We start from the raw sequence: 20,744 nt of genomic DNA, 5'->3' as shown, positions 1-20,744 counted from the left end.
GGCCGGGCTGGCCCCGCCCCCTTCAGACGGATTCGGAAGGTTGCCGCGCCTGGGCCGGCATCTCGGCATCGCGGAACACGACGCTGACGAGCAGGCCGCCCGCGGCCGCATCGCCGAGCGACACCGTCGCGCCCTGCTGCGCGGCCACGCGCTTGACGATCGCGAGCCCGAGCCCGCTGCCCGACACGTCGGTGCGCGCGCGCGCCGTGCTGTCGCGATAGAAGCGGTCGAACACGCGCTCGCGCTCGTCGGCCGGAATGCCCGGCCCGCTGTCGCCGATCTGCACGCACGCGCGGCCGGCCGCGTCGCGCGTCAGCGACACGTCGATGCGGCCGCCGTCCGGCGTGTACTTCACCGCGTTGTCGAGCAGGTTGCCGAACATCACGCGCAGCGCGCCGACGTCCGCGACGACGCTCGCCGCGCGCGTTTCCTCGAAGCCGAGATCGATGTCGTGCCGCTGCGCGAGCGGCGCATGCGCGGCCACGCATTCGGCGAGCAGCGCCTGCAGGTCGACCGGTTCGCGCATCGTCGCGCCGTCCGGCTCGGCGCGCGCGAGCGCGAGCAGTTGCTCGGTGAGACGCGTCGCGCGCGACACGCCGTCCTGGAGATCCGCGATCGCCTCGCGGCGCGACGCATCGTCCTTCGCGCGGGCGACGAGCTGCGCCTGGATCTGCACGGCCGCGAGCGGCGTGCGCAATTCGTGCGCGGCGTCGGCGACGAACGCTTTCTGCGTGTCGAGCGCCGCCGACAGCCGCGCGAGCAGCCCGTTCAGCGCCCGCACGAGCGGCTGCACCTCGAGCGGCAGGCGCGCGTCGGGCAGCGAATCGAGCGCTTCCGGCCGGCGCGCCTCGACCGCACGCGTCACGCGGGCGAGCGGCGCGAGCCCGCGCCCGACGATCCCCCACACGGCCGCGCCGAGGAACGGCAGCAGCACGATCAGCGGCCACAGCGTGCGCAGCGCGACGTTCGCCGCCAGCCGGTTGCGCACCGACAGCGGCTGCGCGAGCTGCACGACGTTGTCGCCGACGATCGCGCCGTACACGCGCCATTCGCCGCGATCGGTGCGCTCGGTCGAGAAGCCGAGTTCCGCGCGCGGCGCGATCGGCGCGCGCGGATGCGAGAAGTACATCAGCACGCCGTTGCGATTCCAGATCTGGATCACGATGCCTTCGTCGCCGTTGGTGCGCGAGCCGAACACCTGCGAGAACGGCTCCGACGGCAGCGCCGCGGCGATTTCCTGCAACTGGTAGTCGAACAGTTCGTTCGCCTCGGCGAGCGCCTGCCGGTAGATGAGCCAGCCCGCCATGCCCACGCCCGCGACGACGATCGCGAGCAGCCAGATCAGCAATTGATGACGAATCGACCGCACGCGTCAGCTTTCCTTGACGACCATGTAGCCGAGCCCGCGCACGTTGCGGATCAGGTCCGAGCCGAGCTTCTTGCGCAGCGCGTGGATGTAGACCTCGACCGTGTTGCTGCCGATCTCCTCGCCCCAGCCGTACATCTTCTCCTCGAGCTGGCTCTTCGACAGCACCGCGCCCGGCCGCGCGAGCAGCGCCTCGAGCAGCGCGAACTCGCGCGCGGACAGCGCGACGGGCGCGCCGTCGAGCGTCACCTGGTGCGAAGCCGGATCGAGCGTCAGCGCGCCGTGGCGGATCAGCGACTCGCTGCGCCCGGCCTGGCGGCGGATCAGCGCGCGCATCCGCGCGCCGAGCTCGTCGAGATCGAACGGCTTGACGAGGTAGTCGTCGGCGCCGGCGTCGAGTCCCTTCACCCGATCGGCGACGGCGTCGCGCGCGGTGACGATCAGCACCGGCAGCGCCAGCCCGCGCCCGCGCAGCGTGCGCAGCACGTCGATGCCGTCGCGCTTCGGCAGGCCGAGATCGAGCAGCAGCAGATCGTACGTCTCGCCGCCGAGCGCCGTGAGCGCGGCGTCGCCGTCCTGCACCCAGTCGACCGCAAAGCCGTCCGAGCGCAGCGCCTTGCGCACGCCCTCGGCAATCATTCGATCATCTTCGACAAGCAGAATCCGCATCGGGACAGGTATCCATGGGGCGAGTCAAACACGGCGACCATTGTAGCGCCGCGAATCGCGTGCGCGGCACCGTGCAATGCAACAGTAAGGTGGATTGCAAGGGACCTGCCCCGACTTGTCTCTACAATGTGCGCTTCGACGCCCCCGCGCGTCCTGCCCGAGCCCCCGCTTTTCCCGTATTCGCCCATGCCGATTTCCGATCTTTCCGCCCGGTTCGCCCCGCGCGCCCGCGTCTGCCTGCGGGCGGCCGCCGTCGTCGCCACCTGCACGGCCCTCGCGTTCGCGCCGTCCGCGCAGGCCCGCAAGAAATCCCACAAGGAAGCGCGCAAGACCGCCGTCGTGTCGCCCGCCGCGCGCGCGGCCGGCCTGCCGGCGTCGGTGCTCGTCGCGCTGCAGCGCGCGAAGGTGCCGGCGTCGGCGATGAGCGTCGTCGTCGAGCGCGTCGGCGATCCGCAGCCGCTGATCGCGTGGAATGCGAGCCGGCCGATGCTGCCGGCCTCGACGATGAAGCTCGTGACGACCTTCTCGGGCCTGTCGATCCTCGGTCCCGACTACCGCTGGCGCACGACCGCGTATACGGACGGCACGATCGACCCCGACGGCACGCTGCAGGGCAACCTGTACATCAAGGGCACCGGCGATCCGAAGCTCGTGCCCGAAGAGCTGATCGATCTCGTCGACAAGCTGCGCAAGGCCGGCGTCAAGCGCGTGGCCGGCGGCCTCGTGCTCGACAAGAGCTATTTCGCGGCGTCGACCCGCGACCTGCCGTCGTTCGACGACGATGCGAGCGCGCCGTACAACGTCGGCCCCGATCCGCTGCTGTATGCATTCAAGGCCGTGTCGTTCACGGTCACGCCGGGCGACGACGGCAAGGTCGCCGTCGACGTGCTGCCGCCGCTCGCGGACCTGTCGATCGACAACCAGCTCGTCGAAGGCTCGGGTTCGTGCAGCGCGGCCGCGGCAGCCGCGCGCCCGACGTTGACGGCCGGCGGCGGGATCATGACCGCGTCGTTCGCCGGCGACTACCCGCTGCGCTGCGGCGCGCATACGACCAACCTCGCGATCCTCGATCACACGACGTTCTTCGCGCGCGGCTTCCTCGCGCTGTGGCAGCAGGACGGCGGCACGATCGCGGGGCCCGTGAGCGAAGGCAAGGTGCCGACCACCGCGCGGCCGCTCGCCGTGCATCACAGCCCGGTGCTCGGCAGCATCGTCTACGACATCAACAAGTTCAGCAACAACGTGATGGCGCGCAACCTGTTCCTGACGATCGGCGCGGTCAGCGGCAAGCCGCCCGCGACGCCCGAGCAGTCGAGCCGCGCGATCCAGGCATTCCTGCAGAAGAACGGCATCGCGATGCCCGACCTCGTGCTCGAGAACGGCTCGGGGCTGTCGCGCGAAGAGCACGTGAGCGCGCTGTCGCTCGCCGCGCTGCTGCAAGCCGCGAACGCGAGCCCCGTCGCGCAGGCGTTCGTCGATTCGCTGCCGATCGCGGGCATCGACGGCACGATGAAGAACCGCCTCACCAACGCGGGCGTGCTCGGCAACGCGCACATCAAGACCGGCACGCTGCGCGACGTGCGCGCGATCGCCGGCTACGTCGCGGGCACCGACGGCCAGAGCTACATCGTCGTCAGCTTCATCAACAACGATCACGCGGAAGGCGCGCGCGCCGCGCACGACACGCTGCTCGAGTGGATCTACGCGGGCGCGCACTGACGATTCGCGCACCGCGCAGCGAGCCGTCCTGACAGGGCGGCCCGCGCGCCCCCGCACCGCGTCGCCCGCGAAATCTCGCGCTGCGCGGTTTGAAACGCCCCCGCCACCCTCGCGCGACGCCCCGCGCGCACGCCGCACCCACGAAACGGGGCCGCACCGCCCGGCCCCGTGCAGTACGGATTCCGTAGAAACCCTGTCCTCAGAGGGAACCCTCTACGCTGCCCCCTCGCCTAGCGCGTGGCGATTGCGTAGGCTGTTGGCCTGACCGATATCTACAACGGGCCATACGCCCGGCCTCATGGCTTGCAGGGGAACGAAGGAGACACGCCCATGCGATTCGACGTCGAATTGCTTCTGCTCGCGCTGGCGCCCGTCTTCCTGCTCTGCATCGCGTGGGAGGCCTGGCACCTCGCCCGCACCCGTGCGCAGGACCGCCTCTACGCGTGGCGCGACACGCTGTGCAACGCGGCGCTCGCGCTGATGCACCAGGGCGCCGACAAGATCGCGTGGCTGTTCGTGATTCCCGTCTATGCGTACTGCTACCGGCACTATCGTCTTTACACGTGGCACGACGGCTGGCTGTCGTTCGCGGTGCTGTTCGTCGCGCAGGACTTCCTTTACTACGTGTTCCATCGCGCCAGCCATCGCGTGCGCTGGCTGTGGGCCGCGCACGTCGTGCACCACTCGTCCGAACGGATGAATTTCTCGACCGCCTTCCGCCAGAGCCTGATGTACCCGATCGCGGGCATGTGGCTGTTCTGGCTGCCGCTCGCGTTCGCCGGCTTTCCGCCGCAACAGGTCGTCGGCATCGTGCTGATCAACCTCGCGTTCCAGTTCTTCGTGCACACGCAGGCGATCGGCAAGCTCGGCTGGCTCGAATACGTGCTGAACACGCCGTCGATCCACCGCGCGCACCATGCGCGCAACGCGCGCTACATCGACCGCAATTACGCAGGCGTCCTGGTGATCTGGGATCGCCTGTTCGGCAGCTATGTCGAGGAAACGCCCGACGATCCGCCGCAGTACGGGATCGTCGAACGGCTCGGCTCGAACAACCCGTTCGTCGCGACGTTCCACGAGTGGGTGGCGATGGCGTCCGACGTGTGGCGCGTCGGCGGATGGCGCAACAAGCTGCGCGCGATTTTCGGCCCGCCCGAATGGGCGAGCGCTTATCATGCGCAGATTGCCGAGGCCGCGAACCAGGATCCGCGCACCGTGCCGCCGGCGGCTGCGCGCGACCGATAAACCGTTTCAGCCAACGGCCGCCGCGCAGCCCGGAACCGAGCAGGCACGCGGCAGATGAGAAATACATCAGGGCCATATCTACGAGGAGATCGAACGATGCAGACACAACAACACGCACCTTCCCGCACGCGGCAGCGCATGCTGCGCACCGCGCAAGTCGCGATCGCCGGCGCCGCGCTCGCGCTGCTCGCCGCATGCGGCGGCGGTGACGACAACAACAACAGCGCGTCGAATACGCCGCCGTCGGGCGTGAAGATGCAGGTCGTGTCGTTCGGCGACAGCCTGTCGGACGCCGGCACCTACTCGCAGATCAAGCTCGGCTTCGGCGGCGGCCGCTTCACGACCAACCCGGGCCAGGTATGGACGCAGGACGTCGCGCAGTACTACGGCGACACGCTGCAGCCCGCGAACCAGGGCGGCTTCGGCATCCCGCTGCAGGCCACCGGCGGCCTCGGCTACGCGCAGGGCGGCTCGCGCGTGACGCTGCAGCCGGGCATCGGCCATGCGGACGCGAGCGTGCCGAACCCCGACTACGCCCAGGCAACGACGACGCCGATCGCCGACCAGGTCAAGCAGTACCTGACGCAGCACGGCAGCTTCAACGCCGGCCAGATCGTGCTGATCAACGGCGGCGCGAACGACATCTTCTACCAGGCCCAGGTCGCGCAGGCGCAAGGCAACACGCCGGCCGCGCAGCTCGCGGCGGCGCAGGCGATCGGCCTGGCCGCGCAGCAGCTCGGCGGGATCGTCCAGCAGATCGTCGCGGCGGGCGCGACGCACGTGTTCGTCGCGAACGTGCCGGACATCGGCGGCACGCCGCTCGCGCTGCAGGGCGGCACGCAGGCCGCGTTCACGCAACTGTCGGGGCTGTTCAACAAGACGCTCGTCGGCACGCTCGCCGCGCTGAAGGTCGACTCGACGAAGGTCGCGGTGGTCGATTCGTTCACGTGGCAGGACGGCATCGCGGCCAACTACCAGGCGAACGGTTTCAGCGTGTCGAACACCGACACCGCCTGCAACCTGAAGGCGATGGTCCAGGCCGCCACGCAGTACGGCGTCGCGAACGCGACCGCGTTCGGCTCGTCGCTGTTCTGCTCGCCGCAGACCTACACGGTCGCGAACGCGGACCAGACCTACATGTTCGCCGACACGGTCCACCCGACGACGCACCTGCACGCGCTGTTCGCGCAATACGTCGAACAGCAGATCGCGAAGTCCGGCGTCGGCAAGTAAGCCGCCGGCCACGCGCCGAAACGAAAACGCCCGACTGGCTCACTTCGCCAGTCGGGCGTTTTTTATTTCAGGACGGGTGCGGAAGGCAGCGTCAGTCGCGCGCTTCGAAAGCCGCGGCCGCACGGCCGAGGCGATCGTTGACCGCGATCCATTCGACGGTCTCGGGCAGCTTCTCGACCAGGATGCGTGCGACCTGCGCGCGGTCGAGCGCCCGCAGCATGCCGTACAGGTCGCGCGCATAGGCCTGCGGATCTTCCGGCGCCGCGATGAAATGCACGCCGTCGGCCTGCGCCCAGCGCCCTGCCCGCGACGCGCGGGCGACGAGCGCGACGCGCTCGCCGTCGGTTTGCGCGGCCGCGAGCAGCGGCTCGAGTGCATCGAACGGCAGCAGCGCGAGCGGCGTGCGCGGCGCGTAGTGCGCTTTCAGCGTGCCCGACGCGCGTGGTGCCGTCGCATCGCTGCCGTCCGGCAGCTTCGGCGCGCGGCCGAGCACGTCGGCGATCTGCTGCGGCGTCACGTGGCCCGGACGCAGCAGCGCCGGGAAGCCGCGCGACAGGTCGAGGATCGTCGACTCGATGCCGACTTCGGATGCGCCGCCGTCGAGTACGTGCACGGTATCGCCGAATTCGTCGCGCACGTGTTGCGCGGTCGTCGGACTCACGTGGCCGAACCGGTTCGCGGACGGCGCCGCCACGCCGCCGTGGCCACCGCGCCGTGCGCTGAACGCGGCCAGCAGCGCCTGCGCGACCGGATGCGACGGACAGCGCAGCCCGACCGAATCCTGCCCGCCGCTCACGGCGTCCGGAATGCGCGCATGGCGCTTCAGGATCAGCGTCAGCGGGCCCGGCCAGAATGCATCGATCAGCGCGTGCGCGTCGGCCGGCAAGTCGTCGGCCCAGTAGCCCGGATCGCCGCCGGGCGGCAGATGCACGATCACCGGATGGTTCGCGGGCCGCCCCTTCGCCGCGTAGATGCGCGCGACGGCCTCGGGATTCGCCGCGTCGCCGCCGAGCCCGTAGACGGTTTCGGTCGGAAATGCGACGAGCTGGCCCGCGTCGAGCAACGCGGCGGCCGCGTCGATCTGCGCGGGCGTCACGTGCGTCGGGAGATCGATGGACATCGGCCGGCGCCTCAGTCGAGCGGCACGCGCAGCAACTGCGCGCATGCGGTGGCGGCGGCGACGGCTTCGTCGCGCGTCTCGGCCGTGAAGTTCACGTGACCCATCTTGCGGCCGACGCGCGCGTCTTCCTTGCCGTACAGGTGCAGGTGCGCGGCCGGCATCGCGGCGACCGTGTCCCACGGCGGCGTGACGGCGTCGGCTGCCGCACCGTCGGGGAACCACACGTCGCCGAGGATGTTCAGCATCGCGGCCGGCGAATGCTGGCGCGGGTTGCCGAGCGGCATGCGCGTCATCGCGCGCACCTGCTGCTCGAACTGGCTCGTTGCGCACGCATCGACCGTGTAGTGGCCGGAGTTGTGCGGGCGCGGCGCCATCTCGTTCGCGACGAACGAGCCGTCTTCCAGCACGAAGAATTCGACGCACAGCACGCCGACGTAGCCGAGCGTGTCGGCGATCCGGATGGCGGCCTGCTGCGCCTCTGCGACGCGCGCGGCATCGGCGGCCGGCGCCGGCACGACCGTCAGCGCGAGGATGCCGTCGTGGTGCACGTTCTGCGCGAGCGGAAAGGCGGCCGCGCGGCCGTCCGCGCCGCGCGCGATCAATGCCGACACTTCGTATTTCAGCGGCAGGCGCTTCTCCAGCACGCACGGCACGCCGCCGAGCGCGGCATGCGCGTCGCGTGCTTCCTGCGCGGTGGCGACGCGCACCTGGCCCTTGCCGTCGTACCCGAGGCGGGCCGTCTTCAGGATGCCCGGCAGTACCGCGTCGAGCGCGGCATCGTCGAGCGCGGCGAGCGCCGCCGCCGATTCGATCACGACGTGCGGCGCGACCGGCACGCCCGACGCCTCGATGAAACGCTTCTCCGCGATGCGGTCCTGCGCGACCGCGACGCAGCGGCCGGCCGGTGCGACGAACGTCGTGCGCGCGAGGAAATCGAGGCTCGCGGCCGGCACGTTCTCGAATTCCGTCGATACGGCCTCGCACAGGTCGGCCAGTTCGGCGAGTGCGGCTTCGTCGTCGTACGCCGCGCGCAGGTGCCGATCGGCGACCGCGCCGGCGGGGCTCGCCGGATCGGGATCGAGCACGGCGACGCGATAGCCCATCGACTGGGCGGCAAAGCAGAACATGCGGCCGAGCTGGCCACCGCCGACCATGCCCAGCCACGCGCCGGGCAGGATCGGGGAAACGGAATCAGGAGTTGCGGTCATGTCAGTGGTCGGTCGCGGCGGAACGCGGAAATGCCCGCCGCAGTAGGAAAATCCGGCGCCGGCCGCGTGGTGCGGCCGCGCGCCATGCCGTCATTCCAGCGGCGGCAGCACCATTGCGTGCGCGGCTTCGTTCTGGCGCACGCGGAACGCGGCGAGCCGGTTCGCGTAGTCGACCGAGTTGCCGGACAGGATCGACACCGCGAACAGTGCGGCATTCGCGGCGCCGGCCTCGCCGATCGCGAACGTCGCGACCGGCACGCCCTTCGGCATCTGCACGATCGAGTGCAGCGAATCGACACCCTTCAGGTACTTGCTCGCGACCGGCACGCCGAGCACGGGCACCGTGGTCTTCGCGGCGAGCATGCCGGGCAGGTGCGCGGCGCCGCCGGCGCCCGCGATGATCGCGCGCAGCCCGCGCTCGCGCGCCTTCTCCGCATAGTCGAACATCTCGTCGGGCATCCGGTGCGCGGACACGACCTTCGCTTCGTACGGCACGCCGAATTCCTGCAGGATCGCGACCGCGTTCTTCATCACGTCCCAGTCGGAACTCGAACCCATCAGCACGCCGACGAGCGGCGCGCTGTGCGTGTGGGCGGTTTGGACTTCACTCATTTCGTACGTTCCTTCCGTCAGACGGCGAGCGACTGGCCCGTGATGCGCTCGAGCGCTTCCTGGTACTTCGCGGCCGTCTTCTCGACGACGTCGGCCGGCAGCGCCGGCGCCGGCGCGGTCTTGCCCCACGGCTGCGCCTCGAGCCAGTCGCGCACGAACTGCTTGTCGAACGACGGCGGGTTGGTGCCGACTTCGTACTGGTCGGCCGGCCAGAAGCGCGACGAATCGGCGGTCAGCACTTCGTCCATCAGGTACAGCTTGCCGTGGTTGTCGAGGCCGAATTCGAACTTCGTGTCGGCGATGATGATGCCGCGCGTCGCCGCGTAGTCGGCCGCTTCCTTGTACAGGCGGATCGAGATGTCGCGGATCGTCGCGGCCAGCTCGGTGCCGATGCGGCGCTCGGTTTCGTCGAACGTGATGTTCTCGTCGTGCTCGCCCATCTCGGCCTTCGCGGCCGGCGTGAAGATCGGCTCGGGCAGCTTCTGCGCGTTCTGCAGGCCTTCCGGCAGCTGCACGCCGCACACGGCGCCCGACGCCTGGTATTCCTTCCAGCCGCTGCCGGCCAGGTAGCCGCGCACGACCGCTTCGATCATGATCGGCTCGAGGCGCTTGACGACCACGCCGCGGCCCTTCACCTGCTCGACCTCGTCGGCCGCGACGACCGCTTCCGGCGCGTCGCCCGTCAGGTGATTCGGCACGATGTGCGCGAGCTTGTCGAACCAGAAGTTCGCCATCTGGTTCAGCACGCGGCCCTTGTTCGGAATCGGCTCGCCCATCACCACGTCGAAGGCCGACAGGCGGTCGGTCGTGACGATCAGGAGCTTGTCGTTGCCGACCGCGTAGTTATCGCGAACCTTGCCGCGACCGAGGAGCGGCAGCGAGCGGAGCGTGGATTCGTAAAGGGTAGACATCGTCTTTTCGCAGATAAGGAGCCAAACAAAAAGGGAAACGCCGTTCCCCGCGGCAGGCGGGAACGGCGGTCTTGCAATACGTCAGCGAACCGGCGGGCGCAGTGCCCGGACGGCTGCCGGCCGGCCCTCGTTCGGCCGGACGGAACGGCTGCCGGGGCCGGATCGAATCCGGCCAGCCGGGCGGCCAGCCCGTGCCCGGCGGCAGAACCGGGCGGGGCAATCGTACTACAGTCTCAGCGCACGACCTGGGCGAGCGCGCCCGACTTGTACTGCTCGGCGATCTTGTCGAGCGACACCGGCTTGATCTTGCCGGCCTGGCCTTCGCAGCCGAACGCGAGGTAACGGTCGACGCACACCTGCTTCGCGGCTTCGCGCGCGGGCTTCAGGTAGTCGCGCGGATCGAACTTGCCCGGGTTCTCGAACAGGTAGCGGCGGATCGCGCCGGTGATCGCGAGACGCAGGTCGGTGTCGATGTTGATCTTGCGCACGCCGTGCTTGATGCCTTCCTGGATTTCCTCGACCGGCACGCCGTAGGTTTCCTTCATGTCGCCGCCGAATTCGCGGATCTCGGCCAGCAGTTCCTGCGGCACCGACGACGAACCGTGCATCACGAGGTGCGTGTTCGGGATGCGCGCGTGGATTTCCTTGATGCGCTGGATCGACAGGATGTCGCCCGTCGGCTTCTTCGAGAACTTGTACGCGCCGTGCGACGTGCCGATCGCGATCGCGAGCGCATCGCACTGTGTGAGCTTCACGAAGTCGGCCGCCTGCTCCGGATCGGTCAGCAGCTGCTCGCGGGTCATCGTGCCTTCCGCGCCGTGGCCGTCTTCCTTGTCGCCCTTCATCGTCTCGAGCGAGCCGAGCACGCCGAGTTCGGCTTCGACCGTCACGCCGATCGAGTGCGCCATCTCGACGACCTTGCGCGACACGTCGACGTTGTACTCGTACGACGCGACCGTCTTGCCGTCGGCTTCGAGCGAACCGTCCATCATCACGCTCGTGAAGCCGCTGCGGATCGCGGCCGTGCAGACCGCCGGCGACTGGCCGTGATCCTGGTGCATCACGACCGGGATGTGCGGATACGATTCGACCGCCGCTTCGATCAGGTGGCGCAGGAACGGCTCGCCCGCATACTTACGCGCGCCGGCCGATGCCTGCATGATCACGGGCGCGCCGACCTGATCCGCCGCCGCCATGATCGCCTGGATCTGCTCCAGGTTGTTCACGTTGAAGGCCGGCAGGCCGTAACCGTGCTCTGCCGCGTGGTCCAGCAATTGACGCATTGATACGAGAGGCATTGTGGAACTCCTTGGAATGAAAACCGGTGCGCCCTGACGCCGGCGCGGCGCTCGCTCCCCTCTGAACCGGGACGGCGCGGCGCGGCTGAGCGTCGAATAGCCGCATTTTATCGCGAAGCGCCTCCGATTCCGACCGCCCGGTGGCCCCCGCTCGCAATTTGTTACGTTCGCACGGCACAATGCGGCCAAAAAGGAGAAAAAAAGCCGCGCGGGGCTTCGGACCCCGCGCGGCTTTTGCGCAAAAAAACGGTGCCGGATCGATTCCGGCCGATCCGGACCGCCGGCCCGCGGGCCGGCTCGATGCGGCTCAGCCGGCGCTCAATAGTGCTCGCCGACCCGCACGATCTTCAGCGTGTTGGTGCCGCCCGCCTGCCCCATCGGCTCGCCGACGGTCAGCACGACCATGTCGCCGTGCTGCACGTAACCCTGCTTGACGACGATCTCGAGCGCCGCCTGCAGCGCCGAATCGCGGTCGCTGTTGAAGTCGACGTGCAGCGGCGTCACGTTGCGGTACAGCGCCATCGTGCGCTCGCTGCCGACGCGCGGCGTCAGCGCGAAGATCGGCACGTGCGTGTAGTGACGCGACATCCACAGCGCGGTCGCGCCCGATTCCGTCAGCGCGATGATCGCCTTCGCGCCCAGGTGGTACGCGGTGAACAGCGCGCCCATCGCGATCGACTGGTCGATCCGCGTGAAGGTGCGGTCGAGGAAATCCTTGTCCAGCTCGACTTCTTCGGATTTTTCCGCCTCCACGCACACGGCCGCCATCGTCTCGATCGTGACGACCGGATACTTGCCGGCGGCCGTCTCGGCCGACAGCATCACCGCGTCGGTGCCGTCGAGCACCGCGTTCGCGACGTCCGACACTTCCGCGCGGGTCGGCACCGGTGCGTAGATCATCGATTCCATCATCTGCGTCGCGGTGATCACGAGCTTGTTCGACTCGCGCGCCATCCGGATCATCCGCTTCTGCAGCGCCGGCACGGCCGCGTTGCCCACTTCCACCGCGAGGTCGCCGCGCGCGACCATGATGCCGTCGGACGCGTCGAGGATGCTCTGCAGCGCCGGAATCGCTTCCGCGCGCTCGATCTTCGCGATCATCTTCGGCTTGATGCCGTACGGCGCGCCCGCGATGTTCGCGAGCTGGCGCGCCATTTCCATGTCGGTCGCGTTCTTCGGGAACGACACCGCGACGAGGTCCGCGCCGAGCGACATCGCGGTGCGGATGTCTTCCATGTCCTTCGCGGTCAGCGCCGGCGCCGACAAGCCGCCGCCCTGGCGGTTGATCCCCTTGTTGTTCGACAGCTCGCCGCCCACCTTGACGGTCGTGTGGATCTCGTCGCCGAGCACGCGCTCGACGGTCAGCACGATCAGGCCGTCGTTCAGCAGCAGCAGGTCGCCCGGCTTCAGGTCGCGCGGCAGCTCCTTGTAGTCGAGGCCGACGCGCTCGTCGTTGCCGAGTTCGCAGCCCGCATCGAGGATGAACGGCTGCCCCGGCACGAGCGTGGTCTTGCCGTTCTCGAACTTGCCGACGCGGATCTTCGGGCCCTGGAGGTCGGCCATGATCGCGATCTCGCGGCCAACCTTGCGGGCGGCCTCGCGCACCGTTTCGGCGCGCTGGCGGTGATCGTCGGCCGTGCCGTGCGAAAAATTGAGCCGCACGACGTCGAGGCCCGCCTGCATCATCTGCAGCAGAATCTCCGGCGAACTGGATGCCGGGCCGATCGTGGCGACTATCTTGGTGGCGCGCTGCATGAAACTCCTCATCTGGATCAAGGTGGATGCGCTGGGTGAAACGCTGCGAGAGCCGGAAGCGGCAGGCCCAGCGGCCGCCGTTCCGGGGGGCGTGCCGGTGCTGGCGCCCGGCATCGCTTTGTTCTGAATCTCGTGGTGCTGTGCGGCCGCGTCGCCGGCAGCCGCCGGTGCGCGCGGGGCGGTGTTCGCCCGCGCGGGCGCGCGTTTGCGCTTGCCCGCGCCGGCCGGCTGCTCCGCTTTCGCGGAGCGCGCGGCCTTCGTCACCCCTGCGCGCGCCGCCACGCTCAGGCCGCCCGCGTTTCGAGCACTTCCACCGCCGGCAGCTTCTTCCCCTCGAGGAACTCGAGGAAGGCGCCGCCGCCCGTCGAGATGTAGCTGACCTGGTCGTGGATGCCGTACTTCGCGATGGCCGCGAGCGTGTCGCCGCCGCCCGCGATCGAGAACGCGGACGATTTGGCGATCGCTTCGGCGAGCGTCCTGGTGCCGTTGCCGAACTGGTCGAACTCGAACACGCCGACCGGGCCGTTCCACACGATCGTGCCGGCCTTCTCGAGCTGGCTCGCGAGCGCCTTGGCCGTATCGGGGCCGATGTCGAGGATCATGTCGTCCGCTTCGATGTCGGCGACCTGCTTCACCGTGGCCGCGGCCGTCGGCGAGAATTCCTTGGCGGTGACGACGTCGGTCGGGATCGGCACCGACGCGCCGCGCTCGCGCGCTTCGTCGATGATCGCCTTCGCTTCGGCGACGAGATCGGCCTCCGCGAGCGACTTGCCGATCGACAGGCCGGCCGCGAGCATGAACGTGTTCGCGATGCCGCCGCCGACGATCAGCTGGTCGACCTTGCCGGCCAGCGACTTCAGGATGGTCAGCTTGGTCGACACCTTCGAGCCGGCGACGATCGCCACCAACGGACGCGCCGGGTTGCCGAGCGCCTTGCCGAGCGCGTCGAGTTCGGCGGCCAGCAGCGGGCCCGCGCACGCGACCGGCGCGTACTTCGCGATCCCGTGGGTGGTCGCTTCCGCGCGGTGCGCGGTGCCGAACGCGTCGTTCACGTACACGTCGCAGAGCTTCGCCATCTTTTGCGCGAGCTCGTCCGAATTCTTCTTCTCGCCCTTGTTCACGCGGCAGTTCTCGAGCAGCACGACCTGGCCCGGCGCGACGTTCACGCCGTTCTCGACCCAGTTCGACACGAGCGGCACGTCGCGGCCGAGCAGTTCGGCGAGACGCTTCGCGACCGGCGCGAGCGAGTCTTCCGGCTTGAATTCGCCTTCGGTCGGACGGCCGAGGTGCGACGTCACCATCACGGCCGCGCCGGCGTCGAGCGCGGCCTGGATGGCCGGCACGGACGCACGCACGCGCGTGTCCTCGGTGATGTTGCCGTGATCGTCCTGCGGGACGTTCAGGTCGGCGCGGATGAACACCCGCTTGCCGGCGAGCTGGCCGGCGGCGATCAGGTCGGTAAGACGCTTGACTTGGCTCATGTTGAACAGATTGAAGTAGTGGATGGGGAAAGGGGGTTCACGCTGGACGTGCGCGGGCTGCCGCGAAAGGGCGCCGGATGCGGCCGTGGCTGGCGGTTCGCATGACGCGCACGGGTAAGAAATCTCGAACGGGCATTCTAGCCGATCCACCCGGCAGACTGACCCGTGCGGCGGCGAATTCCGCCTATTTGGAATTGCGCGCCGGAATCGGCGCTTTGCCGCAATGCAGCAATACACGCGCGCAAGCGGGCAGCGCGCGGCGAGCCGGAACGGCGGCCCATCAGAAGATCAGGCGCAGCGCGGTGAACACGAGCATCCCGACGACGATCGTGCCGAGCATGCTGCGCCGCCACAAAAACCAGCCGAGGCCGGCGAGCGCCGCGTAGAACGGATGGTTGGACAGCCCGAACGACAGCCCGGCCGGCGTTTCGAGCACGTCGGGCAGCACGACGGCGACCAGCGCCGCGGCCGGCGCGTAGCGCAGCGCGCGCTGCGCGCGTTCGGGCAGCACGGTGCGCTCGCCGCCGATCAGGAACAGCGCGCGCGTGACGGCCGTGACGATCGTCATCCCGACGATGACGATCCAGATCTCGGTCGCGCTCATTCGATATCCTTTTCGTGCACGGTTTCGGTGCGGATGCGCCGCCAGTCGGCGCGCTCGACGAAGAAATCGGCCGCGCAGCCGGCCGCGAGCGCGGCCAGTACCGCGATCGGCAGCGCGAGCCGGTACGGCAGGTCGAACGCGATCAGCGACACGATGCCCGCGACCGCGACGGCCGCGAGCGTCGAGCGGTTCGCGACCGCCGACACCATGATCGGGATCAGCGCGAGCGTGCCGGCCAGCTCCAGCCCCCAGCTCGCCGGAAAGACGCTCGCGAGCAGGATGCCGGCGAGCGACGACACCTGCCACGACGCCCAGCTCGCGAGCGCCATCCCCCAGAAATACGCTTCCTTGCCCGGCACGCGGCCGTACGCGAAGCCCTGTTTCTGGAACAGCAGGTAGATCACGTCGCCATTGAAATAACCGATCGCGAGGCGCCGCCACAGCGGCAGGTAGGAAAAATGGGGCGCCAGGCCGGCGCTGAAGATCACGAAGCGCAGGTTGACCATCGCGGCCGTGAGCAGCACGGTCCAGATCGGCAGCTTCGCCGCGAGGAGCGGCAGCACCGCGAGCTGCGACGAGCCCGCGTAGACGAACAGCGACATCGCGCTCGCCTGCCCGAGCGTCATCACGGACTTGCTCATCGCGATGCCGGTGACGAGCCCCCAGGACAGGATCGCCATCAGTGTCGGGGAATAGTCGCGCGCGCCCTGGATCAGCGCGAAGCGGTCGGTGGCGGACAATCGAGCGAGCATCGGAAAGCGGGCCGCAGCGGGCGGTTCGTCGGGACGCCGGCGCCTCCTGCCGGTGCGACCCATCGTTATTGGAATCGGTACCGGACGATTATAGCGCCGGCCCCCCTCCGTCCGACCGGATCGCCGCCAAATGACGCTAAAATAAGCGTCTTTCCGGTTCAACGCTGCACACAACCCGCAGCACACCCCCGCTTCCAGGAGAATCCTATGTCAATGGCCGACCGCGACGGCAAGATCTGGATGGACGGCAAGCTGATCGACTGGCGCGACGCCAAGATCCACGTCCTGACCCACACGCTGCACTACGGCATGGGCGTCTTCGAGGGCGTGCGCGCGTACAAGTCGGCCGACGGCAGCACCGCGATCTTCCGCCTGCGCGAGCACACCAAACGTCTGCTGAATTCGGCGAAGATCTTCCAGATGGACGTGCCGTTCGACCGCGAAACGCTCGAAGCCGCGCAACTCGCGGTCGTGCGCGAGAACCAGCTCGAATCGGGCTACCTGCGCCCGATCATCTGGGTCGGCTCGGAAAAGCTCGGCGTGTCCGCGAAGGGCAACACGATCCACGTCGCGATCGCCGCATGGCCGTGGGGCGCGTACCTCGGCGAGGACGGCCTCGCGAAGGGCATCCGCGTGAAGACGTCGTCGTTCACGCGCCACCACGTGAACGTGTCGATGGTGCGCGCGAAGGCATCGGGCTGGTATGTGAACTCGATCCTGGCGAACCAGGAAGCGACCGCCGACGGCTACGACGAAGCGCTGCTGCTCGACGTCGACGGCTACGTGTCGGAAGGCTCCGGCGAGAATTTCTTCCTGGTGAACAACGGCAAGCTGTACACGCCCGACCTGGCGTCGTGCCTCGACGGCATCACGCGCGACACGGTCATCACGCTCGCGAAGGACGCCGGCATCGAGGTGATCGAGAAGCGCATCACGCGCGACGAGGTCTACACGGCCGACGAAGCGTTCTTCACCGGCACGGCCGCCGAAGTCACGCCGATCCGCGAGCTCGACAACCGCACGATCGGCAGCGGCGCGCGCGGCCCCGTCACGGAAAAGCTCCAGTCGGCGTTTTTCGATATCGTGTCGGGCAAGAACGCGAAGTACGCGCACTGGCTGACGAAGGTCTGAGCGCGCCGCGCCACCGACCGCCCCACACAAGAGTGATAAAGAGAAAGTCTCATGAGTGAAATCAAGGAAATGCCGCTGGTCGAGCTGACGGCCAAGGATCTTCCCGCCTACTGCCCGAACCCGGCCATGGCGCGCTGGAGCGCGCACCCGCGCGTCTTCATCGACGTGTCGCACGGCGAGGCGCGCTGCCCGTACTGCGGCACGCGCTACAAGCTGCGCGACGGCGAGGTCGTCAAGGGTCACTGAGCCCCGACGGCCGGGCCTGAGGGCCCGCCGACCCGCAAGGCGGCGCAGCCGGAAGTCCGGCGCGCCGCCCTTCCCCATTCTGGCAACCCGAACGCGGCGCCCGTGCGCCGCGCTTCATTACGACATCGGAAGTCGACCTGATGCGTCGAGCGCTGGTTATCGCACCGAATTGGATCGGTGACGCATTGATGGCGCAGCCGCTTTTTGCGCTGCTGAAAAAGCTCCATCCCCGCATCGCGATCGATGCCGTCGCACCCTCGTGGGTCGCGCCCGTGCTCGAGCGGATGCCCGAGATCCACGATGTCTACGCGACCGATCTCGCGCACGGCAAGCTTCAGCTGCTGCGCCGCTGGCAGCTCGCGAGCGACCTGCGCGACGTCGGCTACGACGCGGCGTACGTGCTGCCGAATTCGCTGAAGTCCGCGGTGATCCCGTGGCTCGCGAACATCCCGCTGCGGATCGGCTACACGGGCGAGCACCGCTACGGGCTGCTGAACGTGCGGCACGCGAACCCCGACAAGTCGGGCGAGCGGCCGCCGATGACGACCCACTACGCGGCGCTCGCATACGCGCCGGGCGCGAAGCTGCCCGAGTCGATGAAGACGCTGCCCGCGCCGCGCCTGGACGCCGACCTGAACGAGACGGCGCGCGTGTCCGCACGTTTCAATCTCGATACGCGCAAGCCGCTCGTCGTGTTCTGCCCCGGCGCCGAATACGGCCCGGCCAAGCGCTGGCCGCCGGAGCATTTCGCGTCGCTCGCGACCATCGTCCACCAGTCGTTCCCGTATACGCAGATCGTCGCGCTCGGCTCGCAGAAGGATGCCGCGGCCGCGCAGGCGATCGCCGACCACGCGCCGAACGTGCGCAACCTGTGCGGGCAGACGTCGTTGTCCGAGGCGTGCGCGCTGATCGCGCGCGCGAACGCGGTCGTCACCAACGATTCGGGGCTGATGCACGTCGCCGCCGCCTTGCGCCGGCCGCTCGTCGCGTTGTACGGATCGACCGATCCGCGCCATACCCCTCCGCTGTCGGACCTGGCGAAGGTACAATGGCTGCATCTCGAATGCAGTCCCTGCTTCGAACGCGAGTGCCCGCTCGGCCATCTGAAGTGCCTGCGCGAACTCGGTCCCGAGCAGGTATTCGGCGATTTGCGCGGCATGCTCGTCGGGCAGCGCTGACCCTGGCCGGCAGCGTCGCACGGCGCGCCGGGCAATCCGATTCACCGGTGCACGGCGGCCCCACCCGGGCCGCCGTGCTGAATACGGCGCGCGACGCGCGCGAGAGACAACCCCGATGCCACGTTTTGCCCGCCTTTTCGAAGCCGCTGCCGATACGCTGAACGCCTACTACCAGGCCGTCGCCGATGCCAATCTCGACGCGCTGCTGGCGTTGTGGATCGACGAGGATTTCGCCAGCTGCGTCTGGGCGGACGGCGAGCATCTGCACGGCCTCGACCAGATCCGCGGCGGGCTCGCCAACCGGCTCGCGACGCGCCCGGTCACGATCGAGCCGCTCGACATCCGCGTGTACGACAGCCTCGGCACGGTCGTCTATACGATCGCCGAAGCGCATCAGCAGGCCGACCTGACGGCCGAACCCGACATGGTTTTCGCCACGTACGTGATGATCCACGAACGCGGCGAATGGCGCATCGCGCACATCCACGCGAGCCCGATTCCTGAACAAGCGGCCGGACAATTCGCCGCGAAGATCCGTCACGGGCAGGGTCCGCTGCACTGACGAAAAACGAAGCAACGCATTTGCGGGGCGATCATGAGTACGGCTTCTCCGCCCACCTCGCCGCTGACCGGGCCCCCGGCCCCCAACGACGATTCATTGCGCTATCGCGCACCGCGCTGGCTGCCCAACAGCCATGTGCAAACCATCGTGCCCGCGCTGTTCGCGCGGCGTCCGGTTGTCGCGTACCGGCGAGAGCGATGGGAAACCCCCGACCACGACTTCATCGATCTCGACTGGGTCGCGCATCTCGACAGCGCGGCGCCGGCGCCCGACGCGCCGCTGTTCGTGCTGTTCCACGGCCTCGAAGGCAGCTCCGGCTCGCACTACGCGCTCGCGATGATGGCCGCCGCGCGCGCGAAGGGCTGGCATGCCGTCGTGCCGCACTTCCGCAGTTGCAGCGGCGAGATCAACCGCCAGCCGCGCTTCTACCATCTCGCCGACAGTGCCGAGGTCGACTGGATCCTGCGCCGGCTCGCCGCGCAGCATCGCGGGCCGCTGGTCGCGGCCGGCGTATCGCTCGGCGGCAACGTGCTGCTGCGCTGGCTCGGCGAGCACCGCAGCGACACGTCGATCGTGCATGCCGCCGCCGCGATCTCGACGCCGATCGACGTGCACGCGGGCGGCCGTGCGCTGTCGCAGGGGTTCGCGATGGTCTACACGCGCAGCTTCCTGAAGACGCTCAAGCGCAAGGCGCTCGCCAAGCTCGACCAGTATCCGGGGCTGTTCGACCGCGAAGCGATGCTGCAGGCCGTGACGATGCGCGACTTCGACGAGGTCGTGACCGCGCCGCTGCACGGTTTCGCGAACGCGGACGACTACTGGACGAAGGCGACCACGCGGCCGCTGCTGCCCGCGATCGACGTGCCGACACTGATCCTCAACGCCCGCAACGACCCGTTCCTGCCCGAATCGGCGCTACCGGGCCCGGCCGACGTGTCGCCGGCCGTCGAGCTCGACCAGCCCGCAGACGGCGGGCACGCGGGCTTCATGACCGGGCCGTTCCCCGGCCGCCTCGACTGGCTGTCGGCGCGGGTGTTCGGCTATTGCTCGAAATTCGTCGACCATGGATGACATCGTCAGGCAGGCGCTCGCCAAATGGCCGAACGTGCCGGATTGCACCGGCTGGCTGCTGCTCGACCGGCGCGGCGAATGGCGGCTGCGCGACGACACCGCGCAGGCGGCCGGCGAACTCGGCTCGCCGGTCCGGCATGCGGCGCTGAACGCGTTCATCGGCCGCAACTACGCATGCGACGCGCAGGGCCAGTGGTTCTTCCAGAACGGGCCGCAGCGCGTGTACGTCGAACTCGCTTATACGCCGTGGGTCGTGCGGCTCGCCGAACGCGACGGGCAGCTTGCGCTCACCGACCAGACGGGCGCCCCGTTCGAACCGGATGCCGCCTGGCTCGACGACGGCGGCGGCGTGCTGTTTCGCGATGCCGGCACACCCGCGCGCATCGCGGCGCTGCACGATCACGACCTCGGGCTGTTCGCCGATCACGCGGATTTCGATGCCGAGCCCCCCGTGCTGCGCTGGCGCGACGGCCGCACGCTGCCGCTCGGCAGCATCGCGAGCGCCGACGTGCCTGGCCGGTTCGGCTACATCGCGAGCCCGGCACGCCACGCGCGCGACGCGGCCGACAGCGGCCACTGACCC

21 protein-coding genes are annotated in these 20,744 nt (G+C 69.0%); 10 read left to right on the top strand and 11 right to left on the bottom strand.

Going from position 1 to position 20,744, the window contains the following annotated elements; all coding sequences use genetic code 11:
- Positions 1 to 22 precede the first annotated feature (22 nt).
- Both HWX03_RS16955 and HWX03_RS16950 read right to left on the bottom strand, forming a co-directional pair.
- The gene (locus tag HWX03_RS16955; RefSeq protein WP_175871930.1) at positions 23 to 1,369 is read right to left on the bottom strand and encodes an ATP-binding protein; all 1,347 of its coding nucleotides are present in this window, start codon (positions 1,367 to 1,369) and stop codon (positions 23 to 25) included.
- Positions 1,370 to 1,372: 3 nt separating this feature from the next.
- Positions 1,373 to 2,035 (bottom strand): response regulator, encoded by a 663-nt coding sequence (locus HWX03_RS16950; RefSeq protein ID WP_006481728.1) that lies wholly within the window; start codon positions 2,033 to 2,035, stop codon positions 1,373 to 1,375.
- A gap of 186 nt (positions 2,036 to 2,221) precedes the next feature.
- On the opposite strand from HWX03_RS16950, the gene dacB reads away from it, so the two are divergent.
- The 3 genes from dacB to HWX03_RS16935 all read left to right on the top strand — a co-directional run bounded on the left by dacB (position 2,222) and on the right by HWX03_RS16935 (position 6,232).
- On the top strand, positions 2,222 to 3,754 hold the full coding sequence (gene dacB, locus HWX03_RS16945; RefSeq protein WP_174432752.1) for a D-alanyl-D-alanine carboxypeptidase/D-alanyl-D-alanine-endopeptidase: 1,533 nt from the start codon (positions 2,222 to 2,224) through the stop codon (positions 3,752 to 3,754).
- A gap of 330 nt (positions 3,755 to 4,084) precedes the next feature.
- A complete protein-coding gene (locus HWX03_RS16940) occupies positions 4,085 to 4,999 on the top strand; it encodes a sterol desaturase family protein (protein WP_175822403.1) in 915 nt (304 codons plus the stop codon).
- A gap of 96 nt (positions 5,000 to 5,095) precedes the next feature.
- The gene (locus HWX03_RS16935) at positions 5,096 to 6,232 is read left to right on the top strand and encodes an SGNH/GDSL hydrolase family protein (protein WP_175871929.1); all 1,137 of its coding nucleotides are present in this window, start codon (positions 5,096 to 5,098) and stop codon (positions 6,230 to 6,232) included.
- Between the two features lie 91 nt (positions 6,233 to 6,323).
- On the opposite strand, the gene HWX03_RS16930 is transcribed toward HWX03_RS16935, so the two are convergent.
- The 6 genes from HWX03_RS16930 to pyk all read right to left on the bottom strand — a co-directional run bounded on the left by HWX03_RS16930 (position 6,324) and on the right by pyk (position 13,136).
- Positions 6,324 to 7,352: an L-threonylcarbamoyladenylate synthase gene (locus HWX03_RS16930; RefSeq protein ID WP_174390564.1), complete on the bottom strand. Its 1,029-nt coding sequence runs from the start codon at positions 7,350 to 7,352 to the stop codon at positions 6,324 to 6,326.
- A gap of 11 nt (positions 7,353 to 7,363) precedes the next feature.
- On the bottom strand, positions 7,364 to 8,560 hold the full coding sequence (locus HWX03_RS16925; protein WP_175871928.1) for a 5-(carboxyamino)imidazole ribonucleotide synthase: 1,197 nt from the start codon (positions 8,558 to 8,560) through the stop codon (positions 7,364 to 7,366).
- Positions 8,561 to 8,650: 90 nt separating this feature from the next.
- Positions 8,651 to 9,172, bottom strand: a complete 522-nt coding sequence (gene purE / locus HWX03_RS16920; protein ID WP_175822407.1) for a 5-(carboxyamino)imidazole ribonucleotide mutase — start codon at positions 9,170 to 9,172, stop codon at positions 8,651 to 8,653.
- A 17-nt stretch (positions 9,173 to 9,189) separates the two neighbouring features.
- The gene (locus HWX03_RS16915; RefSeq protein WP_175871927.1) at positions 9,190 to 10,083 is read right to left on the bottom strand and encodes a phosphoribosylaminoimidazolesuccinocarboxamide synthase; all 894 of its coding nucleotides are present in this window, start codon (positions 10,081 to 10,083) and stop codon (positions 9,190 to 9,192) included.
- Positions 10,084 to 10,316: 233 nt separating this feature from the next.
- A complete protein-coding gene (fba, locus tag HWX03_RS16910; RefSeq protein ID WP_174390560.1) occupies positions 10,317 to 11,381 on the bottom strand; it encodes a class II fructose-bisphosphate aldolase in 1,065 nt (354 codons plus the stop codon).
- 318 nt (positions 11,382 to 11,699) lie between these two features.
- Complete coding sequence (gene pyk / locus HWX03_RS16905) at positions 11,700 to 13,136, bottom strand: pyruvate kinase (RefSeq protein WP_175871926.1); 1,437 nt, start codon at positions 13,134 to 13,136, stop codon at positions 11,700 to 11,702.
- Between pyk and HWX03_RS37230 the strand changes: the two genes are divergently transcribed.
- Entirely contained in the window at positions 13,135 to 13,263 is a 129-nt protein-coding gene (locus tag HWX03_RS37230) for a hypothetical protein (RefSeq protein ID WP_021164118.1), read from the top strand. The two genes, pyk and HWX03_RS37230, sit on opposite strands and share 2 nt — an antisense overlap.
- Positions 13,264 to 13,420: 157 nt before the next feature.
- On the opposite strand, the gene HWX03_RS16900 is transcribed toward HWX03_RS37230, so the two are convergent.
- The 3 genes from HWX03_RS16900 to HWX03_RS16890 all read right to left on the bottom strand — a co-directional run bounded on the left by HWX03_RS16900 (position 13,421) and on the right by HWX03_RS16890 (position 15,973).
- A complete protein-coding gene (locus HWX03_RS16900) occupies positions 13,421 to 14,617 on the bottom strand; it encodes a phosphoglycerate kinase (protein ID WP_175822409.1) in 1,197 nt (398 codons plus the stop codon).
- A 280-nt stretch (positions 14,618 to 14,897) separates the two neighbouring features.
- Positions 14,898 to 15,221, bottom strand: a complete 324-nt coding sequence (locus tag HWX03_RS16895; protein ID WP_126363139.1) for an AzlD domain-containing protein — start codon at positions 15,219 to 15,221, stop codon at positions 14,898 to 14,900.
- The gene (locus HWX03_RS16890; RefSeq protein ID WP_050014553.1) at positions 15,218 to 15,973 is read right to left on the bottom strand and encodes an AzlC family ABC transporter permease; all 756 of its coding nucleotides are present in this window, start codon (positions 15,971 to 15,973) and stop codon (positions 15,218 to 15,220) included. Before HWX03_RS16890 ends, HWX03_RS16895 begins: the two co-directional genes overlap by 4 nt.
- Before the next feature lie 207 nt (positions 15,974 to 16,180).
- On the opposite strand from HWX03_RS16890, the gene HWX03_RS16885 reads away from it, so the two are divergent.
- From HWX03_RS16885 to HWX03_RS16860, 6 genes are all read left to right on the top strand, one after another.
- The gene (locus HWX03_RS16885) at positions 16,181 to 17,104 is read left to right on the top strand and encodes a branched-chain amino acid transaminase (protein ID WP_175871925.1); all 924 of its coding nucleotides are present in this window, start codon (positions 16,181 to 16,183) and stop codon (positions 17,102 to 17,104) included.
- A 51-nt stretch (positions 17,105 to 17,155) separates the two neighbouring features.
- Positions 17,156 to 17,350, top strand: a complete 195-nt coding sequence (locus tag HWX03_RS16880) for a zinc-finger domain-containing protein (RefSeq protein WP_006749970.1) — start codon at positions 17,156 to 17,158, stop codon at positions 17,348 to 17,350.
- 140 nt (positions 17,351 to 17,490) lie between these two features.
- Complete coding sequence (gene waaF, locus HWX03_RS16875) at positions 17,491 to 18,528, top strand: lipopolysaccharide heptosyltransferase II (RefSeq protein WP_072442744.1); 1,038 nt, start codon at positions 17,491 to 17,493, stop codon at positions 18,526 to 18,528.
- A gap of 115 nt (positions 18,529 to 18,643) precedes the next feature.
- Positions 18,644 to 19,090 carry a nuclear transport factor 2 family protein gene (locus HWX03_RS16870; protein ID WP_006477934.1) on the top strand — a complete coding sequence of 149 codons (447 nt, stop codon included), beginning with the start codon at positions 18,644 to 18,646 and terminating at the stop codon, positions 19,088 to 19,090.
- 33 nt (positions 19,091 to 19,123) lie between these two features.
- Positions 19,124 to 20,161 (top strand): hydrolase, encoded by a 1,038-nt coding sequence (locus HWX03_RS16865; protein WP_175822411.1) that lies wholly within the window; start codon positions 19,124 to 19,126, stop codon positions 20,159 to 20,161.
- The gene (locus tag HWX03_RS16860) at positions 20,154 to 20,741 is read left to right on the top strand and encodes a DUF2946 family protein (protein WP_175871924.1); all 588 of its coding nucleotides are present in this window, start codon (positions 20,154 to 20,156) and stop codon (positions 20,739 to 20,741) included. Before HWX03_RS16865 ends, HWX03_RS16860 begins: the two co-directional genes overlap by 8 nt.
- Positions 20,742 to 20,744 lie beyond the last annotated feature (3 nt).

The organism is Burkholderia sp. BCC0397 (assembly GCF_902832865.1).
Lineage (GTDB): Bacteria > Pseudomonadota > Gammaproteobacteria > Burkholderiales > Burkholderiaceae > Burkholderia.
The sequence above is the reverse complement of the archived record's forward strand: the minus strand, read 5'-3'. Positions and strand labels throughout refer to the sequence as shown.

Excerpts from the sequence above, each read along its gene's own strand:
- HWX03_RS16950 (WP_006481728.1), bottom strand. The coding sequence starts at position 2,035 with ATGCGGATTCTGCTTGTCGAAGATGATCGAATGATTGCCGAGGGCGTG.
- dacB (WP_174432752.1), top strand. The coding sequence starts at position 2,222 with ATGCCGATTTCCGATCTTTCCGCCCGGTTCGCCCCGCGCGCCCGCGTC.
- HWX03_RS16940 (WP_175822403.1), top strand. The coding sequence starts at position 4,085 with ATGCGATTCGACGTCGAATTGCTTCTGCTCGCGCTGGCGCCCGTCTTC.
- HWX03_RS16935 (WP_175871929.1), top strand. The coding sequence starts at position 5,096 with ATGCAGACACAACAACACGCACCTTCCCGCACGCGGCAGCGCATGCTG.
- HWX03_RS16930 (WP_174390564.1), bottom strand. The coding sequence starts at position 7,352 with ATGTCCATCGATCTCCCGACGCACGTGACGCCCGCGCAGATCGACGCG.
- HWX03_RS16925 (WP_175871928.1), bottom strand. The coding sequence starts at position 8,560 with ATGACCGCAACTCCTGATTCCGTTTCCCCGATCCTGCCCGGCGCGTGG.
- purE (WP_175822407.1), bottom strand. The coding sequence starts at position 9,172 with ATGAGTGAAGTCCAAACCGCCCACACGCACAGCGCGCCGCTCGTCGGC.
- HWX03_RS16915 (WP_175871927.1), bottom strand. The coding sequence starts at position 10,083 with ATGTCTACCCTTTACGAATCCACGCTCCGCTCGCTGCCGCTCCTCGGT.
- fba (WP_174390560.1), bottom strand. The coding sequence starts at position 11,381 with ATGCCTCTCGTATCAATGCGTCAATTGCTGGACCACGCGGCAGAGCAC.
- HWX03_RS37230 (WP_021164118.1), top strand. The coding sequence starts at position 13,135 with ATGAAACTCCTCATCTGGATCAAGGTGGATGCGCTGGGTGAAACGCTG.
- pyk (WP_175871926.1), bottom strand. The coding sequence starts at position 13,136 with ATGCAGCGCGCCACCAAGATAGTCGCCACGATCGGCCCGGCATCCAGT.
- HWX03_RS16900 (WP_175822409.1), bottom strand. The coding sequence starts at position 14,617 with ATGAGCCAAGTCAAGCGTCTTACCGACCTGATCGCCGCCGGCCAGCTC.
- HWX03_RS16895 (WP_126363139.1), bottom strand. The coding sequence starts at position 15,221 with ATGAGCGCGACCGAGATCTGGATCGTCATCGTCGGGATGACGATCGTC.
- HWX03_RS16890 (WP_050014553.1), bottom strand. The coding sequence starts at position 15,973 with ATGCTCGCTCGATTGTCCGCCACCGACCGCTTCGCGCTGATCCAGGGC.
- HWX03_RS16885 (WP_175871925.1), top strand. The coding sequence starts at position 16,181 with ATGTCAATGGCCGACCGCGACGGCAAGATCTGGATGGACGGCAAGCTG.
- HWX03_RS16880 (WP_006749970.1), top strand. The coding sequence starts at position 17,156 with ATGAGTGAAATCAAGGAAATGCCGCTGGTCGAGCTGACGGCCAAGGAT.
- waaF (WP_072442744.1), top strand. The coding sequence starts at position 17,491 with ATGCGTCGAGCGCTGGTTATCGCACCGAATTGGATCGGTGACGCATTG.
- HWX03_RS16870 (WP_006477934.1), top strand. The coding sequence starts at position 18,644 with ATGCCACGTTTTGCCCGCCTTTTCGAAGCCGCTGCCGATACGCTGAAC.
- HWX03_RS16865 (WP_175822411.1), top strand. The coding sequence starts at position 19,124 with ATGAGTACGGCTTCTCCGCCCACCTCGCCGCTGACCGGGCCCCCGGCC.
- HWX03_RS16860 (WP_175871924.1), top strand. The coding sequence starts at position 20,154 with ATGGATGACATCGTCAGGCAGGCGCTCGCCAAATGGCCGAACGTGCCG.